The sequence below is a fragment of the Tuberibacillus calidus DSM 17572 genome, assembly GCF_000430685.1.
Taxonomy (GTDB): Bacteria; Bacillota; Bacilli; order Bacillales; family Sporolactobacillaceae; genus Tuberibacillus; species Tuberibacillus calidus.
In genome coordinates this window covers 1-18,549 of sequence record NZ_AUMM01000054.1, presented here as the reverse complement: position 1 = coordinate 18,549, position 18,549 = coordinate 1, and the positions used below count along the sequence as shown (strand labels likewise).

Here is an 18,549-nt window from a genome sequence, read left to right as displayed (position 1 = left end):
TAAGCACATGAGGCATATTTTTTATCTGCCTCATGATCACTTGAGTGATTCACAACGCTGGTATTTAGAAAGATTTCTTAAGCAATCCGAAGAATTAGAAATAGCTTATCAACTGAAAGAGTCCTATCGATTATGGTTTGAGCAGGCGAAAAAGGCAGGCGCAGATAAGTTAGTGGAAATCAAGAAAGGTTTGCATACATTTTATGATCTTGCCTTAAAATCAGGGATAAGCGAGTTTATTCAGGTAATAAAAACCTTTAAAAACTGGGAAGTCGAAATTTTAAACAGCTTTGCCTTTGGCTATAACAACGGATTCCTAGAAGGACTCAACAATCAAACAAAGGTGATAAAACGTAATGCCTTTGGATTTAAACGTTATGACCGTTTACGGTTACGTGTTTTATTACACCATCAGTTTAAATTAAACAATGTTCCGGTTGTTTAAGGAGTAGGAGGTTTAGCTCCTACCCCAACATTTGACGTAGAACCTAAAAAATATATCAATTATTAGATTGTCAAGTGCATAATAAAAAAATGGCAGGTACTGTTTGCTTTAACCATCCTGATGCCTGCCAATTATCTGCATAATAATTAAGTTATCAATCCCCATTAATTGCGGCGAACTGTAAAAGGTCAAAAAGCCACTGTAATATTACCCTTTCCATTTAATTCCTTATGGAGATTTAACAAATCTATTAAAATGCCTTTAAATCAATGGTTTTTGATCTTAATCAAATTTTAATACGAAAAAACTTGTTTTTATTTTAAAAATGTGTAAATATAGGTGTCAAGACACCTGTATTCTTTGGAGGCTTTCATCATGGAAATGGGTGATGTCATAATTATTGGTAGTGGTGTTGCGGCTTTACAGCTGGCCACTATGTTAAGCCATGATAAGAATGTGAAGATTCTCACAAAATCACATATAAAAAATGCGAATTCTTATTTAGCACAAGGCGGGATTGCTGCTGCCATTGGGGATCACGATGACACCAAAAAGCATTTAGCAGATACCCTTCAGGCGGGAAGGTTTCACAATAACGAGGAGTCTGTGCGTGAAATATTGAACGAAGCTCCAGCACTGATTAGCGACTTCTATGAAATCTTTGACAAGGATCAACATGGGCATTTGTTGCTTGGGCAAGAAGGGGCGCATAGTGTAAACAGGATTGTCCACAGCGGCGGTGATGCGACAGGTAAACATATCATAGAGCACTTGATCAGTAAACTGACAGACAATATTGAAGTAGAAGAGAACATTTTTGCTTATGAATTAATGATTGACCATAAACAGCAACGATGTGTGGGTGTAAAAGCGAAAGACCAAAGTGGCATTACCCGTTATTTTTATGGAGATTGTATCATTCTTGCCACAGGTGGCTGTGGTCAATTATATCCCATAACTTCCAATGCCCCGACTGTAACGGGTGATGGAATCGCCATGGCCTATTTAGCCGGTGCGGAAATAGCGGATATGGAATTTATCCAATTTCACCCAACGCTTTTATTTAAAGACGGAGAAGCGAAAGGGCTCATATCAGAAGCTGTCAGGGGCGAAGGAGCGATTTTGGTCACTGGAGATGGCGTGCCGATTATGGAAGGTATTCACCCATTAAAAGATCTTGCGCCGAGGCATGTTGTTTCTCAGACGATTTATAACTATATAGAAAACGGGCATGAAGTGTATCTGGATATTAGAAGCATAAAAAATTTTGGAAAGCGATTCCCTTTCATTACAGCGAATTGTGAGAAAAACGGCATCGATCTGTCAGAAGGGAAAATCCCAGTCGTTCCCGGCAGTCACTTTTTAATGGGCGGCATCAAAACGGATATAATAGGCCGAACTTCAATCCATGGATTATTTGCAATCGGAGAAGTAGCATGTACAGGCCTTCATGGCGCCAACCGACTGGCCAGTAATTCGTTATTGGAAGGGTTATATCAAGGGAAGAAGCTCTCGCAATGGATTAATGCAAATTTTAAAAAACATCCTGTTCCAAATATACCTGAACCTTGTCCTTCCCTTTCAGCAAATAATGTTTCGCTTCCAGATGTCCAAGTCTTAAAGGAGATGATGATGAAAAGAGTTGGCATTGTTCGGTCGAAAGAGCTCTTGGAAGAACAAAAGCATTGGCTTGATCAGTTCCACTTACATGATGTCACTCACCTTGATGCTTATTCCATTCAGGATATTACCCGAATTTTTATGTACATCACAGCTTCTTTGATTACAGAAGCCGCCTTATGCCGGACGGAAAGCCGTGGCGGCCATTTTAGAAGTGATTTTCCATTTGAAGATGATCAAAATTGGTATAAGAAAATAATCATTCAAAAGCACAAAGGAGAAGTGGCCATCAAATATGAACAAATTGAAGCTGCGCTCGTTAATTGAGCAATTTTTTATCGAAGACATTGGGGAACAAGATATCACCACCGATTTGATTTTTTCAGACAATACAAAAGGAGAAGTCGTTTTTTTAGCAAAAGAAACGGGAACTTTTTGCGGCGAGGACATTATTAAAACAGGCTTTCATCTTTTAAATCCGCAAGTTAATATTCAATTGTTTGTGAAGGACGGTGATCCCATTAAAGCAGGAGAGCGGTTGGCAGTAGCCTCAGGAGAAATTTCGACTTTATTAAAAGGAGAAAGAGTGATCCTGAATCTCATTCAGCGCATGAGCGGCATTGCCACCTTAACGCGAAAGGCCGTCGAGACGCTGGATAGCTCTTTTACTCGAATTTGCGATACGAGAAAAACGACACCCGGTTTGCGCATGCTTGAAAAATATGCGGTCCGCTGCGGCGGCGGCTATAATCATCGTTATGGCCTTTATGATGGGGTGATGATTAAAGATAATCATATCTCTTTTGCGGGTTCGATCACACGTGCGGTGGACCTTGTCCGTGAGAAACTGGGTCATATGGTCAAAATCGAAGTTGAAACAGAGACAAAAGACCAAGTCATCGAAGCGGTCGAAGCAGGAGTGGATGTGATTATGTTTGACAATCGCACTCCCGATGAAATCAAAGCATTGATCAAGCTGGTCCCTGACCATATTATTACGGAAGCATCAGGCGGGATTGACTTAAGTAATTTGGGAAGTTACCGCGATTGTGGTGTTCATTATATTTCTCTTGGTTTTTTGACCCATTCATACAAAGCGCTTGATATCAGTGTCAAAGTCTCAATGAGCGAATGAGAGTGAATGGGTTTTATAAAGGATTCATGGGTACGTTATAAACAATAGAAAGGAATGTTAACATGACAAATACCATAACAAAAAGCCGCATCGTTGAAGAAATTCAAGAATGGAAAGAAAAACGCAATGCGATTTTACTTGCCCACAATTATCAAATTCCAGAAATTCAAGATATCGCAGATGTGTTAGGTGATTCCCTTGCACTCGCACGTGCGGCGGTGGATACCACGGCAGATGTCATCGTATTCTGTGGTGTTCACTTCATGGCCGAAACGGCGGCCATCTTGAACCCGGAGAAAACCGTGCTGCTTCCCGATCTTGAAGCGGGCTGCTCTTTGGCTGATTCGATTACGGCAGACCAGCTTCGTGAGTGGAAAGCGGAGCACCCCGACGCTGTTGTGGTTGCTTATGTCAATACCTCCGCGGAAGTCAAGGCATTAAGCGATTATTGCTGCACGTCTTCGAATGCTGTAGACATCGTCCGTTCGATTCCCGAAGATCAAGAAATTCTGTTCTTGCCGGATATGTACCTTGGATCATTCGTGGAGCGGGTAACCGGTCGCAAAAACATGCACATCTGGATGGGTGAATGTCACGTTCACGCAGGGATACGGCCTTATCAGGTAGAAAGTGTGCTGAGTAAGCATCCGGATGCTGAATTGCTTGTCCATCCGGAATGCGGCTGCTCGACTTCCAGCATGTATTTAATGTCTGAGGGTGTCCTTCCAAAGGAAAAAACGCATATTCTTTCAACAGGCAAAATGGTCACGCATTCTAAGGATTCACAGACAGATGAATTCATCATCGCAACAGAAGTAGGGATTATCCATCAATTACAAAAACAAAATCCCGAAAAGCGATTCCTCGCCGCCAACCCGGACGCCGTTTGTCCTTTTATGAAAATGATCACACTTGAAAAAGTATTGGCTGCTTTGAAAGAAAACAAGCATGTGATCACTGTGCCCACCCATACGGCTGAAAAGGCAAAGCGTGCTATTGAACGAATGATTTCCATTGGTTAGTGTTTGTTTTAATTTAATTTATTAAATTCTCATTTCGGCACTCTTTTACCCATCTGATGAAAAGCAAAAAGGTCAGTCTGATTCGCTTGACTAGGCTGACCTTTTTCGTTACCTCATTTTAATCTTTCTATGTGAACCGCACCATAAGTAAGTGGGTTTTTTTATAAAATTTTGCCTTTATTTTTTACGGTTAAGGAAGATGATAGGAAATTGCAAAAATAAAACAAAATAAGATAAATAAGTGAATGTTTCCCAAAAAATGCATTTGTATTTTTCTTGCAATAATATTATTATTGAATATTATTTCGGGATAAAAGATTAAGCATCTTAGAAAGAAGGGAAACAGAGTGGAGAGAAAAGAGTTAAAAAGAGGTTTAAAAGCTCGTCATATTCAGATGATTGCGCTTGGTGGGACCATTGGCGTTGGTTTATTCATGGGTTCAGCAAGCACGATACAATGGACAGGCCCATCGGTTTTGCTCGCTTATATGCTTACGGGCATTTTCATTTTTTTTATTATGCGGGCCATGGGAGAAATGTTATATGTCGAGCCAATAACCGGCTCCTTTGCGGTTTTCGGACACAAGTATATCCATCCGCTGGCCGGGTATTTAACGGCATGGAGCAACTGGTTCCAATGGGTGATTGTTGGAATGTCGGAAATCATTGCGGTTGGGGCGTACATGCAGTTTTGGTTTCCGCATCTTCCCGCTTGGGTTCCGGGTTTAATTGCCTTTATGATACTTGGAACCGCTAACTTAATTTCGGTTAAATCCTTTGGGGAGTTTGAATATTGGTTTTCTTTGATAAAAATTGTCACGATTATCGTAATGATCATTGCCGGATTGGGCCTGATTATCTTCGGAATTGGCAATGGGGGAACGCCTACGGGGCTTTCTAACCTTTGGAAACATGGCGGCTTCTTTACAGGCGGTTGGTCAGGGTTCCTTTTTGCTCTGTCAATTGTTATTGGGTCATATCAAGGTGTCGAGCTCATTGGGATTGCGGCCGGGGAAGCCCAAGATCCAAAAAGAACGTTAACCAAAGCGACGCAAAGCATTATTTGGCGGATTTTGATTTTTTATATCGGAGCGATCTTTGTGATTGTGGCCATTTATCCCTGGAATCAGCTCCATGCCATCGGCAGTCCGTTTGTGGCGACGTTTGCGAAAATCGGCATTACAGCAGCCGCCGGAATCATAAACTTTGTGGTGATCACTGCCGCGCTTTCGGGGTGTAACAGCGGGATATACAGTGCGGGGCGAATGCTTTACACCTTGGGCGTTAATGGACAAGCCCCCAAAATTTTTACGAAGCTCACCCCTAATGGTGTGCCATATTTCAGTACATTTGGTGTTCTCCTTGGTTTGGCAGTGGGCATTATATTAAGTTACATTGCACCGAAAAATTTATTTGTTTATGTATACAGTGCCAGTGTCCTTCCAGGGATGGTTCCGTGGTTTGTCATTCTCATCAGCCAAATTCGATTCAGAAAAATGAAGGGTGAGCAAATGGACCATCATCCTTTCAAAATGCCTTTTGCACCGGTATCCAATTACTTGACGATCGCCTTCCTGGTTCTGGTGTTAATCGCGATGTGGTTTAATCAAGATACGCGTGTTTCGCTCGTTGTAGGGGTTGTTTTCCTCGCGCTTATTTCTATCAGTTATTATGCTTTTGGTATTGGGAAAAAGAAGAAAGAGGAAACAGCTTAAGCCGAAAAGTTTCGGCATATATTTACAAACAGGGGCATCTGCGGCATGCTCCTGTTTTTTAATCCAACTAATCAATTAAATTGAAAAATTAGATAAATGGCAATAAACACCAAGAATTTGGTAAAATAAATAAAAAGGGTGATTTTTATGTCTAAAGAGGAACTCATTCAAATTGCCATTGAAGAAGGCATCCATTCCTGCGAATTGGAAGGATTTGAATTCACAGAGGAAGAAAAAAAACTCGTTGCAGATTGTCTAAGAGGAAAAATCTCTTATGATGAACTGATTCGCCGTACATTAAAATCCCTAGGATATAGGTGATGAAATTGCCGTCTAGATATTGCTATCCGGGGACAGATGTCCTAATTAATAAATTCAATATTCATGATGCTAAACACTTGCAATCTATTGAGAAAATAATGACATCTATTAAAATCGGTGAATTGCGAACCAAACCGATAAAAGGTCAATTTAATATTGATCATTTAAAAGAAATCCATAAATATATTTTTGGTGATATTTACCCTTTCGCTGGTGAATTTAGGGACGTATCGATAATTAAAGGGAATGTCCGTTTTGCTAATCCTCTATACATAGAGGAGAATGCGAAAAGATTATTTCAAGAGTTAAAAAATGAAAACGATCTTGTAGGCTTGGATAAAGATGAATTATCTCAAAGATTGGCTTACTATTTTGCTGAAATAAACATTCTCCATGTATTTCGGGAGGGAAATGGTCGAACACAACGTGAATTTATAAGAGAAGTTGCCCTTCTTTCTGGATATGACATCGATTGGCGTAAAATCTCCCGTGACGAGTACATGAACGCATCGATAAAATCTGTGTATGATACCAAACCACTAGAAAACTTAATAAAAAAACACTTGTCGCCTAGTCGACTTATACAAAAGTAACGGGATATGGATCAAGAATATAAAAAAGGGGTGTAAAACTTGAGGCACGACATACTTGCAGATTGATAAAGCATTCGATGAATTTTTATTAGAGATCGTAGGCATCGTCGTTCTCATACCAATCTCTATCAAATTCTTTATTAGGATCAAGAATCAGTTTCCCATCTGGTGTCCGTTCAAATCTTCTTGGTTGAATTCCTGTTTTTTTAGTTTCTATTTCAGCTTGTTTTAAAAGTTGTTTAATTTTATTGTTATTCATTTTAGATCTCTCCTCATGTTTGTTAAAGGGTTAACTCTATTTTACCATAAAATACATCCAATCTTGTTTGGGGAGAACCGTTTGCTCCTATTAGAATTGCATATAAAGTAATGGAAAAAATACCAAAGGTTTGTGAAAGGATAAATAAGCCGGTTACATTTGGTGCTTAACAAATGGCTTAAACCTTAATCGAGAAAAGACTAAAAAGCTAAAAGATTTAGGTCTGGTAAGCGCACAAATATCCTTAGACGGTGATGAAGCCATTCATTCCGCTTTGTGCTAGAGGTTGTGCTTTTGATTCTTATGTGGAAACCGGGAAGTTCCAAACACGCCAATGTAAAAAAGAATTCATGAGAGAATTTGTTCCTAAACTGATGGAATTAGAAAATGAATCCCCTCTTGTTTAACATCCTAATAAAAGTCATATAGAAAGAAACTGGTGGAAGATAAATGTCTATTAAATTTTTTCTCAAGAATAAGAACTTAACAGCATACTACGGCACCTTAATATTTACTGCCTTAGCTGATACAATGTTCTTACTCACCATTACGTGGATTGGGGCCAATATCGGGGGGAGTTATTTATCCTTTATTCTCGGCTGTTGGACAGTTCCCCGATTTGTTTTTTTAATTTTAGGCGGGATTTTGGTTGATCGTGTTAATGTTTTTAGTATTCTACGAAATCTCCTGATTGTAAAATCCATATTAATTTTCATCTATCTGATACTTAGCCTTTATTTCGGAAGCTTTTATTTACTACCAATCTTCACGATTTTCTCAAGTATTGTTGACTCTTTTCGTTCACCGGCTGTTCCAACTATAATACCTAGTCTTGTATCTAAAGATGAACTGGCAAAAGCAAATAAATATAGATCTTTATTTATACAATCATTTTCTCTTATTGGGCCAGTCATTGGAGGGGGAATCATCGCTAAAACTTCAACAAGCGTATCACTTTTGCTAGTAGGAATATTGTACTTACTAGGAAGTATTTTATTTATATTCATTAAATACAAAAGTAAAGAAAGAAAGTCGATATATCAAAAAGGAATGTTATCACAAATTAAAACCGGTTACATGGTCGTCCTTTCACAACCCGTGATCAAGATTTTCTTGCCAATTATTTTTTCATCTAACATGTTTATGGCTATGGCCAACGATGTCGCCTTACCATTGTTCGTTAATAATAGCCTGAAAGGTAATGCTTTACAATTTGGCATATTTTCTTCTTGTTTTGTCGCAGGATTAATGGTGGGTACCCTATTTTCAGAAAAAATTCTTCAAAAAATGCGTGAATACAGAACCAGCCTTTTATTAGTTATTCTGAGTGATTTTTCATTTCTATGGTTAGCCGTTATCAATCATTCTTATTTATCCCTGTTCTTTATATTTGTTTCGGGATTATTACTAGGGCCGGTTGGACCGATCTATATAACAAAGATGCAGGAGCTTATCTCGGAAGAGCACTATGGGAAAAGTATGGCACTCGTTCAATATATGTCCAAAATTAGCGGACCGATCGGAATAGCTTTAGGAGGAATGCTTATTTCACTTGTTAGCCCCGCTCAGGTCATTATTTACAGTTGCTTAGGTTCTGTTATTATCGGAATAATCATTTATATTTATTCAAGATCAGTAAAGGATGTTTCAAATATTAAATCTGATTTGAATACACAGGACGGTAAGAACTTATAAAAATGTTGCGAAATTAAACAAATAAATATCTAAGAACTGGGACTAACTAAAAGAATGGTCTTTTCGTAGCTCAAGATATGACATACTATCCAAGTAGTAATACTTATTTCTATGATGCACCTTACATGGATTGGACATATATTGTACGCAATAGTTACATGAATGTAGGATCTATAAGTTTTGCTACTCTAAAAAGAGGTACTTCATCTTGGAAACTTACTCTTACCAATATTATTCGTCCTGTGTTTCGTTGTGGGCCAAAAGAGGCGGTTTTATCCGTTGACTTTTGGCCGATTTAAGATAGCCTTCAGCCAGCTTAATCGCTCATGTAAAGCTTTCATGACTTCTTCTGGCATTTCTCTGACCTTGATCTCCTCTCCGAGAAAAAGTAACCAATTTATGATTTCGGCCACTTCTTCGGGATGATTGACATCGATAAACGCTTTTAAAATGGCGGTCGTTTGGTAAGGATTTGTATAGGAGATGGAAGCTTTTAGTGGATGGTACTTTTTGAACTGGGCAATCGCTTTTGGGCCGAGTTCAAGGACTAGATTGATGGCTTTTCCTTGCGCCCTTAATCTTTCTAAAATCTTTTTCTTACTGATTCGTTTTTTCGTTTTGTAAGGTTGAACATCGGAGAGTTGGTCGACGGGGAAAATTTTCTTCTTTTCCTCCTCCAGGTCAAAGCCTTCCAACAGCCAGAGGCCTTTTTCGCGATAAAGGTGCAAAAGGTAAATAGGATAAGATTTGATTGCCCCCTCTTCCTCGACGGTAATCAATAAATAGCGATCCAAAAGTAGGTTTTGGATCAGTTTTTCGAGAATAGGATGGGGGAGGTCCGACAGCTCAAGCAAGTCGGGATGATTGGGATTGGTTCCTTCAAAAATAAAGATTTCATTTAAAAGAATAAGATCTTCCTGCTGAGTTTCCGAGATGAGGCCGAGCAGTTTTTCGGCTAAAGACTGGCGGCTCTTTAAAAAGGGGAGTTGTTGATTCCTTGTCGCCATAAAGGCAATAAAAAGCGCTTTGACTTCATTATCGGTGAAATGCACATCGGGCAGGACGGAATTGTGCATGACAAAATAACCCCCGGCCCTGCCCACTTCAGCGACAAGCGGCATGCCCATGGCTTCAATTTCCTTGATATCTCTAATCGCCGTGGAGCGGGAAATGTTAAATTCCCGCATGATTTCAGAAATGGTAAAATGGGAACGGTTATTGATATAGCGCATGATGGTATTGATCCGTTCAACTTTTTTCATCGGTCCTCCTAAATGGTGTCACTTTTTGACATGATTTAAGGTTATTATATACCTAACAAGATCAATAAAAAAAGAAGGAAGGTTTTCTGTATGGCGAATTTTACTTTGGAGGAAAAGGACAGCTTTATCGTAATAGGTTTGGGGACGGAGCTTAAGAGCCATTACACCGATTTTGCCGGCATTAATAAGGAAAAAGCAGACTTTTGGCAGGCGATCCGCGCTGACGGCAGGCTCGATGCTTTAAAAGCCATCGCCGCAAATGACTACATTTTCGCCGTCAACGAAGCGGTGAATAACAAGATGATGCATTATGCGGGTGTCATGGTGGAGTCTTTGGCATCGGTACCGGAAGAAGCGCGTGTGATTCAATTTCCTAAAGGGGAATATGTCGTCGTTAAAGGGGAAGCGGAAACCTTTGATGACTTGAATAATCGGCTTCCTGGAATCGCCTTTATGCAAGCCTTGCCGGAAGCTAAAGATGTCGCTTATGTCGGTGGACCGAATACAGCCGTTGTTATGGGACAGAGAGGCGGCAAGGTGTTTGGTGAAATGTGGATTCCTGTCATAAGAAAATAAGGGAGAATGAAGATGGCTTATATCGTTGATTTTAAAAATGTATCGACGGTTGGTTTGGAGTCGTCACCCGTTGCCGAAGCGCTTGCGGGTTTACGCGCGAATGAAGCCCGGTACTTTTATAACAAATACAAACATCGATTTACGGTTGTACCGGCTGATGAAAGCCCAGAGACTATTGAATATGTGAAACGGATTTTGAAAGAGGAACGCGGTATTGAGCTTTCCGCAAAGCCGTTAGAAACGTCACAGTTTCAAGTGGAAAATATCAAATGGACCTACGTCTTTTATGAGGATGGTCTCGAGGTCAACGTCTTGTATACGTTGGATGACCCAAAGAAGCGAGCTGTCGGTTTAAAGCTATCGGAAGGAATGGATGTTCCAAAGGAGCTTGAAGGAAAGTTTAAATTTGCCAAACAGAAGTCGAAACTGGCCGGTACCATTCGGGGCTCATTCTTTGTGATTAAAGGGGAATATTAACCCATTGAACGGGCATATGGTTGTTTCGATCATTGAACTTTCCCGCTGCCGGAAGGAAACTTGGCTCGGCTAACCTTTAAGACGAAGGCAGGGCCTGAGTTGCCCTTATACTGGCCCATAAATGATACCTTTTCTTATCAGTAAAACTCTTTTGATCCTGAAAAATGATTGCTTTTTTCATCTGTATAAAAAAATCTCCCCGACCATTTTACAGTGATCGAGGAGATTTTTTTACTTTAGGTTTACTTCGTTCTTCTTGTACCGCTATGTGTATGGATTTCGCTTTTTAATCCTTTTAGTAGTGAGAAGCACATGATGACCATGATGACGGCAAAAGGAAGAGCGGCAGCGATCGAGGCGGTTTGTAAGACATTCAACCCACCGGCCAGAAGCAGGACACAGGCGACTGCCGATTGGATCACGCCCCATATCACTTTAATTTTATTGGACGGGTTTAAAGTTCCGCCTTCACTTAACATGCCAAGTACGAAGGTTGCCGTGTCAGCTACCGTGATGTAGTAGATGGCAACGACCGCAAAGCCAATGAGGCTTAACACTGTGCTTAAGGGAAGCTGGTCAAAGAATGTGAAAATGGACAGGGAAACGTTTTTAACAATATAGGTGGCGAGATGGTGATCATGGGCTCTTTGTATGATTTTTAAGGCTGACCCGCCGAAAATCGACATCCAAAGGCATGTGCCGAGCGTCGGAAAAATGAGCACGCCAATAACGAACTCGCGGATCGTCCGCCCTTTCGACACCCGTGCAATGAACATGCCGACAAACGGCGCCCAGGCAATCCACCAGGCCCAGTAGAATAACGTCCAAGAGGCAATCCACTCATCTTTTTGAAAAGGGTTTAACCTTAAACTCATACGAAGAAAGTCGCTTAGATAAAGCCCCGTTGTATTAAAGAAAACTTTAATAATGGTTAACGTTGGCCCGAGTACAAAAACAAACAGTAAGATGACAAACGATAAAATCATTGCGGCGTTCGATAAATACTGAATCCCTCGTTCCAAACCGGTGTTAATGGAAATGATGAATAGGACGGTGGCAACAGCCACAACGATCAAGTCAATCAACAACGTGTTTGGAATGCCAAAGATATCGTGCATTCCAGCGGTTACTTGCATCGCTCCGAGGCCTAGAGAAGTGGCGATGCCGAAGACCGTCGCAAAGATGGACAGGACATCGATGGTTTTTCCGATCGGTCCGTAAATGCGGTCGCCGAGGACCGGATAAAACGCCGAGCTGATTGCGGCTGGGAGTTTTTTATTGTATTGGAAAAAGGCAAGCGCGAGGCCGATAACGGTATAGATGGCCCATGGGTCCAAACCCCAATGGAAAAACGTGTATTTCATCGCTGTATTGGCGGCATCGATGGTAAATGGCTTCCCGTATGGCGGGTCGGTGTAATGAGTGACGGGTTCGGCCACGCCCCAATAAACAATCCCGATCCCCATTCCGGCGCCAAATAACATGGCCAACCACGAACCTGTGTTAAAATCCGGCCGGTCCGTGGGTTTACCAAGGCGAATGTTACCGTATTTGGAAAACAACAAAAAGACGGAGAAGATGACGAAGAACAATGTGGCACTCAAGTACACCCAACCAAGGTAATCAATGGAGCCGTTGTAAATGGCGTTGATCACGGTGGCAAGGTTATCGGTAAAAAGAGTTCCCCATAGGATGAAGATGACGGTAATACCCAAAGAAATCCAAAAAACACTGCTTCCTGATTGTTTTTCTTTATTCATAGATACCTCCTGTTGAAATCTTGGCTACATCTATTTTTCAAGAAAGTTATAAAGAAATTCCCATTTGTCTGCGTCCATTAAATCCTCTTTTACGATTTCCGTCCCGTCACCGAGATAAACCGTTTGTCCTTTTATGGCTGTGACCATGACTTCGCTATAGTCGGAACCATCCCTTTTTATATAAATATCTCCTAATTGGGGGATGCGCTGTTCGACTGGCGGAGGTGTTAATGCCTCATCGCTATCCGTACCTAAGGCATAATCTTTAAAGTCGATGGGATGGCAGTCTTGTAGGCGCCCCGGAATCATTAACATATATTCATGGTGTTTTACCCCGTGAGAGTTGCCCGTTATGACACCTTTGGCATCAGACTTTTCGACGACTTCAATTTCATTTAAGGTATAGGTGTCCAAGGCGTCAGGCCTTGGGTTATGGATTAAGATGTAATCCCCCTCAACGGCACGCCTGTCCTTTGAGAGTGTGTATGGTTGATGATTAAAAACAAAACTGTCCCCTTCCTTCGGCTTGTATCGCTCCACCTCAATGGCCTTGGCTAAGTGTTGGCTTAAGTCTCTCAACCTTAAAAGGTGAACAGACTTTTTATACATCGGTTTAACCCCGTACACCTTATGTAGCTCGTTATTGAAATAGACAAATTGTCCTTTTCTCACTTGATACAGCTTCACAGGAAAACTCCTTTCCGGACCAAAGGATTTAATTATAATATGTGCCATCACTGGTTTGAAAATGTTCAGGACAACAAATACCCACCTAAAAATATGCTAACATCTTCAAAGTGTGCTGTTAAAGCGATGTGCCCAAAGGGTAGCTGGGATGCGTGATGACATGTATTCCCATCGGCATGCATAGCTTTTAACTATAATTCCTACAATAATTTTGATAAAATAGATGATGGAAATCGGTACGACAGAAAGCTGTGCGATGGTTTTTCCATGGCTATTGCTTTTCTGGAATTTTTAAATAAGGAAGTATAAAAATGGGTAACAGAGAAACCAAAACAGACGTCATTCTCATCGGTGCGGGCATCATGAGTGCCACATTAGGCACACTCCTCAAGCAATTGGCACCGGAATGGGATATTCAAGTGTTTGAAAAACTTGAAAAACCCGGCGAAGAAAGTTCCAACGAATGGAACAATGCCGGAACAGGTCACTCGGCCCTTTGCGAGCTCAATTACACACCAGAACGGCCTGATGGTTCCGTAGATATTAAAAAAGCGATCACCATTAACGAACAATTCCAAGTATCGAAGCAATTTTGGGCTTTTCTCGTTCAAAGTGGCGTGTTGGAAAACCCAGAAGATTTCATACGGCCATTGCCGCATATGAGTTTGGTACGTGGAGAAAAAGACGTGGCGTTTCTCAAAAAACGTTACAAAGCACTTAAGCAAGTGCCTTTATTTGAGGGCATGGAATTTTCCGATGACCCTGAAACATTGAAAGAATGGATTCCGCTCATTATGGAAGGCCGCACAGTAAACGAGCCGCTGGCGGCAACCAAAATTGACACCGGTACGGATGTTAACTTTGGCGCTTTAACGCGCAAGTTGTTTAAACATCTAGAAAAGAAAAACGTCGCCATTCACTATCGGCATTTAGTGAAGACGATTAAGCGCACAAATGACGGCAACTGGCTTTTGAAAGTGAAAAATCTCCAAAATGGACAAGTGGAACGTCACGTCGCCAAATTTGTGTTTATCGGTGCGGGCGGCGGTAGTTTACCCTTATTACAAAAAACAGGTATCCCGGAATCGAAGCATATCGGCGGCTTTCCTGTTAGCGGCCTCTTTATGGTCTGCCATAACCCTGAGGTCATTGAAAAGCATCATGCCAAAGTGTACGGAAAGGCAAAGGTTGGCGCGCCGCCTATGTCGGTGCCGCATTTGGATACCCGCTATATTGACAATAAAAGATCATTATTGTTCGGTCCGTTTGCCGGCTTTTCACCCAAGTTTTTAAAGACGGGGTCTTATTTCGACCTGATCCGTTCCGTGAAATGGAACAATATTTTGACGATGCTTGCGGCTGGGATTAAAGAAATGGCGCTGACAAAATACTTGATCCAACAAGTATTATTGTCAGATGACAAGCGCATGGAGGAACTGCGTGAGTTTGTGCCGACGGCTCGGAAAGAAGATTGGGAAATCATCGTTGCGGGCCAGCGCGTGCAAGTCATTAAAGATACGCCTACGGGCGGTAAAGGAACGCTGCAATTCGGCACCGAGGTCGTGACCAGTGCGGACGGTTCAGTGGCGGCTCTGCTCGGGGCTTCACCCGGTGCTTCCACGGCTGTTCATGTTATGCTGGATGTCATCAAGAGATGTTTCCCGAACCAAATGAAAGAATGGGAGCCAAAAATTAAAGAAATGATCCCGTCTTATGGTCAATCGCTTGCCGAACAACCCGAGTTGTTTAAAGAAATCCATGCGATGACGTCGGAATCACTTCGTCTTAACCAACGAGCGGAAAGCGAACAATAAAACAAAAGAGGCTGCTCTATCAAGGGATTCTCTTGATGTGGCGGCCTCTTTTTATACTGGTAATGTCAAATAAAGGCAACGAAGGCTCTGCCTTCACCCAAAAGACTAGGCAGAGCCACGTTTTCTTTACCTTCATGCAAGACTGAATCCATATGTGGAACAATCTATACAGGAAGAGAGTCTATAAACGCTTGGATTTGTTCCTTTGTTTTCCGGTCTTTATTGACGAATCGGCCGATTTCTTCGCCTTGGTGATAAGCGATGAAACTCGGAATGCCGTAGACATTTAACTCAGTGCACAGATCGATAAACTGATCCCGATCGATGTAATAAAAAGTAAACCGCTCATTTTCCGCTTCAATTTCGGGGAGTGCCGGTGCAATGAAACGGCAATCGGGGCACCAGTCCGCAGAAAACAAGAGAATAACCCTATCATTTTTAATAATATCATCGAATTGCTTGCGCGATTCTAATTTTTTCATGATGACAACCTCCATCGGGTGTTCGTTGGTTTGCCTTGATTATAGACGGTTTTTTTCGTTTTGCAAAAAAGTCTGCTCACCCGGTTCTCCACTCATTCCTCTCTCGTGACGTGTATGTGAAAAAAAGATGCGGTTCAAGGTGTTAGGCTATTGTACCACCCTTTTGTGTCTTGCTATGATAAAGAAGTGTTGTTGTGTCAAACTTATTGGATAAGGAAAGGAACAGATATGAAAAACGTCTATTTCAATCACGATGGTGGGGTTGATGATCTCGTTTCCTTGTTTTTATTGTTGCAAATGGATTCTATCAATCTTACCGGGGTTTCCGTCATCCCTGCGGATTGCTATTTGGAGCCTGCGGTTTCTGCGAGCCGGAAAATCATTGATCGCTTTGGGAGCGGCGATTTGACGGTGGCGAATTCCACTTCGCGCGGGAAAAACCCTTTTCCGAAGGACTGGCGGCTCCATGCCTTTTTTGTCGACGCTTTACCGATTTTAAATGAATCAGGAAAAATCCTGACACCGATGGCGTACCAACCGGCCCATGGCCATCTCATCGAAGCTCTTCATGCTTATGAGGAGAAAACGACCCTGTTGTTTACCGGTCCGCTGACTGACCTCGCCCGTGCCCTTGATGAAGATCCTTCCATTGAAGAAAAAATCGAGCGGTTGGTTTGGATGGGCGGGACTTTTGGTGAGGTGGGTAATGTCGAAGAGCCGGAACACGATGGAACGGCGGAATGGAATGCATTTTGGGACCCGGAAGCTGTTGGACGGGTATGGGCGTCCCAAATGGTGATTGACATTGTGGCACTGGAAAGCACGAATCAAGTCCCTCTGACTTTAGATATACGTCAACGCTGGGCATCCGAACGCAAACACATTGGTGTGGATTTTATCGGACAATGTTATGCGCTCTGCCCTCCGCTTGTCCATTTTTCCACGAACTCAACTTATTATTTATGGGATGTTTTAACAACTGCCTATGTTGGCTGCCCCGACCTTGTTAAAACTAAAACTGTACATGCAATCGTCCATACGGATGGTCCGAGCCAGGGGCGCACGGAAGAAAAAGAAGATGGGCGTCCGGTAAATGTGGTTTATGATGTGAATCGCGATGCATTTTTTGACTACATCACTGATCTCGCAAAAAAGGCGCAAGACAGACTGCCCATAATCGCTGAATGAAGAGATTTGGAAAGTGAAATGACCGTCTCAGGTTTTGAATGCCTAAGACGGTCATCTTATTTTATGCTAACCGCATTTTAAAATCTTGGTATCCGAATTCGCGGACGATTCGACAGTCCCCGTTTTTATCTTGAATGGCGATGGCGGGTAATGGCATGCCGTTAAACGTCGTATTTTTAACCATTGTATAGATAGCCATGTCGCCAAAAATCAAACGGTCCCCGCTTTTTAGCGGTTGGTCAAAGGAATAATCGCCAATGACGTCACCGGTCAGGCATGTTTGGCCGCCAAGGCGATACGTATAAGGCTTTTCACCCGGCATTCCCGAACCAAGTAGCGGTGGGCGGTACGGCATTTCCAAAACATCAGGCATATGGCACGATGCCGACGTATCCAAAATAGCAATATCCATACCGTTTTTATGCGTGTCCAAAACCGTGGTGACGAGATACCCTGCATTAAGGGCAACGGCTTCCCCTGGTTCAAGATACACCTCAAGGCCATACTTCTCTTGCATCCTTTTGATGCAAGATTCAAGGAGCGGGATATCATAATCCTCTCTTGTGATGTGATGGCCGCCTCCGAAGTTAATCCACTCCATTTGGGAAAGCCACGGTCCGAACTTTTCTTCGACCGCCGCTAAAGTGGTCGCCAAGTCGTCCGAATTTTGTTCGCAAAGCGTATGAAAATGGAGTCCGGAAACGCCATCCAACTCGTCCGGCCGGAAATTTTCCAGCGTCACGCCAAAGCGCGAACCGGGGGAACAAGGATCGTAAATGGCATGGCCGACTTGTGTCGAACATTCCGGGTTAATGCGCAAACCGACTTTTTTACCGGCTTTCAGCACTTTGTCTTTAAACTTTTCGAGTTGTGAGAAGGAGTTAAAGATAATATGATCGCAGATGGAAACAATTTCATCCATTTCTTCTTCGCGATACGCTGGTGCAAAAATATGGTTTTCCTTCCCCATTTCTTCATATCCTAATCGGGCTTCAAATAGACCACTGGCCGTTGTGCCGCTTAAATATTGGCCGATCAGTGGGTACATCGTATACATGGAAAAAGCTTTTTGGGCTAAAACGATTTTGCATCCGGTACGTTTCATGACCCCATTTAAAATCTTCAAGTTTTTCTCAAGCAAGCTTTCATTGACTACATAGGGACTACTGAACAACCTACATTTTGATCAAAAGCTTACCACTCGCAGTTTGTGACATGAAAATACCTGACGAATGATCAAGTGAAAAAAGGAAAAAAAAGTATCCCGAAGGATCTTTTCAAGGTTCATAACCAGAAACTGCAGGGCAATGACGGTTTCACTTGTCTGTCGAAGGCGTGCTCGAATAAGACCAAGCCCATATGTACGCTTGCCCTCGCCAAATTTGCCTTCGACGGCGTTCCGATCCAAGGCGTCCTGGTATTCTATTCGTTTTTGGGCGCTGTCTTCCTCACTGTCTTTTAAAGGCCGGCCCAGTTTCGGTCCGCTCAGACGGATGCC

The 18,549-nt window shown here is 42.1% G+C and carries 19 protein-coding genes; 12 read left to right on the top strand and 7 right to left on the bottom strand.

The window, feature by feature from the left end; translation table 11 throughout:
* From H532_RS0112505 to H532_RS18810, 7 genes are all read left to right on the top strand, one after another.
* Positions 1 to 445 (top strand): ISL3 family transposase (locus H532_RS0112505; RefSeq protein ID WP_038112394.1); only part of this gene is annotated, 445 nt, incomplete at its 5' end.
* A gap of 375 nt (positions 446 to 820) precedes the next feature.
* Positions 821 to 2,392, top strand: a complete 1,572-nt coding sequence (gene nadB, locus H532_RS0112500) for an L-aspartate oxidase (protein ID WP_027725761.1) — start codon at positions 821 to 823, stop codon at positions 2,390 to 2,392.
* A complete protein-coding gene (gene nadC, locus H532_RS0112495) occupies positions 2,361 to 3,200 on the top strand; it encodes a carboxylating nicotinate-nucleotide diphosphorylase (protein ID WP_027725760.1) in 840 nt (279 codons plus the stop codon). The genes nadB and nadC overlap by 32 nt, the downstream gene beginning before the upstream one ends.
* Before the next feature lie 62 nt (positions 3,201 to 3,262).
* Entirely contained in the window at positions 3,263 to 4,222 is a 960-nt protein-coding gene (gene nadA / locus H532_RS0112490; protein WP_027725759.1) for a quinolinate synthase NadA, read from the top strand.
* Between the two features lie 317 nt (positions 4,223 to 4,539).
* The gene (locus H532_RS0112485) at positions 4,540 to 5,937 is read left to right on the top strand and encodes an amino acid permease (RefSeq protein WP_425426279.1); all 1,398 of its coding nucleotides are present in this window, start codon (positions 4,540 to 4,542) and stop codon (positions 5,935 to 5,937) included.
* A gap of 147 nt (positions 5,938 to 6,084) precedes the next feature.
* A complete protein-coding gene (locus tag H532_RS20410; protein WP_155995053.1) occupies positions 6,085 to 6,258 on the top strand; it encodes an antitoxin VbhA family protein in 174 nt (57 codons plus the stop codon).
* Positions 6,258 to 6,851 carry a Fic/DOC family protein gene (locus tag H532_RS18810; protein WP_038112388.1) on the top strand — a complete coding sequence of 198 codons (594 nt, stop codon included), beginning with the start codon at positions 6,258 to 6,260 and terminating at the stop codon, positions 6,849 to 6,851. Before H532_RS20410 ends, H532_RS18810 begins: the two co-directional genes overlap by 1 nt.
* A gap of 88 nt (positions 6,852 to 6,939) precedes the next feature.
* On the opposite strand, the gene H532_RS20405 is transcribed toward H532_RS18810, so the two are convergent.
* The gene (locus H532_RS20405; protein ID WP_155995052.1) at positions 6,940 to 7,110 is read right to left on the bottom strand and encodes a hypothetical protein; all 171 of its coding nucleotides are present in this window, start codon (positions 7,108 to 7,110) and stop codon (positions 6,940 to 6,942) included.
* Between the two features lie 450 nt (positions 7,111 to 7,560).
* Here H532_RS20405 and H532_RS0112465 point away from each other — a divergent pair, with 450 nt between their 5' ends.
* Entirely contained in the window at positions 7,561 to 8,805 is a 1,245-nt protein-coding gene (locus tag H532_RS0112465) for an MFS transporter (RefSeq protein ID WP_027725757.1), read from the top strand.
* 272 nt (positions 8,806 to 9,077) lie between these two features.
* On the opposite strand, the gene H532_RS18805 is transcribed toward H532_RS0112465, so the two are convergent.
* Positions 9,078 to 10,067 carry a helix-turn-helix transcriptional regulator gene (locus H532_RS18805; protein ID WP_051263324.1) on the bottom strand — a complete coding sequence of 330 codons (990 nt, stop codon included), beginning with the start codon at positions 10,065 to 10,067 and terminating at the stop codon, positions 9,078 to 9,080.
* Between the two features lie 90 nt (positions 10,068 to 10,157).
* Here H532_RS18805 and H532_RS0112455 point away from each other — a divergent pair, with 90 nt between their 5' ends.
* Both H532_RS0112455 and H532_RS0112450 read left to right on the top strand, forming a co-directional pair.
* A complete protein-coding gene (locus H532_RS0112455) occupies positions 10,158 to 10,643 on the top strand; it encodes a GyrI-like domain-containing protein (protein WP_027725756.1) in 486 nt (161 codons plus the stop codon).
* Between the two features lie 12 nt (positions 10,644 to 10,655).
* Positions 10,656 to 11,120, top strand: a complete 465-nt coding sequence (locus H532_RS0112450) for a hypothetical protein (protein ID WP_027725755.1) — start codon at positions 10,656 to 10,658, stop codon at positions 11,118 to 11,120.
* 242 nt (positions 11,121 to 11,362) lie between these two features.
* Here the strand turns inward: H532_RS0112450 and H532_RS0112445 are convergent, their stop codons facing one another.
* Together H532_RS0112445 and H532_RS0112440 are read right to left on the bottom strand one after the other, a co-directional pair.
* Entirely contained in the window at positions 11,363 to 12,880 is a 1,518-nt protein-coding gene (locus H532_RS0112445) for a glycine betaine uptake BCCT transporter (RefSeq protein WP_027725754.1), read from the bottom strand.
* 30 nt (positions 12,881 to 12,910) lie between these two features.
* Positions 12,911 to 13,567, bottom strand: a complete 657-nt coding sequence (locus H532_RS0112440) for a hypothetical protein (protein ID WP_027725753.1) — start codon at positions 13,565 to 13,567, stop codon at positions 12,911 to 12,913.
* A gap of 311 nt (positions 13,568 to 13,878) precedes the next feature.
* Here H532_RS0112440 and H532_RS0112435 point away from each other — a divergent pair, with 311 nt between their 5' ends.
* On the top strand, positions 13,879 to 15,381 hold the full coding sequence (locus tag H532_RS0112435; protein WP_027725752.1) for a malate:quinone oxidoreductase: 1,503 nt from the start codon (positions 13,879 to 13,881) through the stop codon (positions 15,379 to 15,381).
* 164 nt (positions 15,382 to 15,545) lie between these two features.
* Here H532_RS0112435 and H532_RS0112430 read toward each other — a convergent pair whose 3' ends face one another.
* Positions 15,546 to 15,863, bottom strand: coding sequence for a thioredoxin family protein (locus H532_RS0112430; RefSeq protein ID WP_027725751.1), 318 nt, complete (start codon positions 15,861 to 15,863; stop codon positions 15,546 to 15,548).
* 228 nt (positions 15,864 to 16,091) lie between these two features.
* On the opposite strand from H532_RS0112430, the gene H532_RS0112425 reads away from it, so the two are divergent.
* Positions 16,092 to 17,051: a nucleoside hydrolase gene (locus tag H532_RS0112425; RefSeq protein WP_038112387.1), complete on the top strand. Its 960-nt coding sequence runs from the start codon at positions 16,092 to 16,094 to the stop codon at positions 17,049 to 17,051.
* A gap of 61 nt (positions 17,052 to 17,112) precedes the next feature.
* On the opposite strand, the gene nspC is transcribed toward H532_RS0112425, so the two are convergent.
* Positions 17,113 to 18,225 (bottom strand): carboxynorspermidine decarboxylase, encoded by a 1,113-nt coding sequence (gene nspC / locus H532_RS0112420; protein ID WP_027725749.1) that lies wholly within the window; start codon positions 18,223 to 18,225, stop codon positions 17,113 to 17,115.
* Positions 18,226 to 18,237: 12 nt separating this feature from the next.
* Positions 18,238 to 18,549 (bottom strand): transposase (locus tag H532_RS18800; RefSeq protein ID WP_245566468.1); only part of this gene is annotated, 312 nt, incomplete at its 5' end.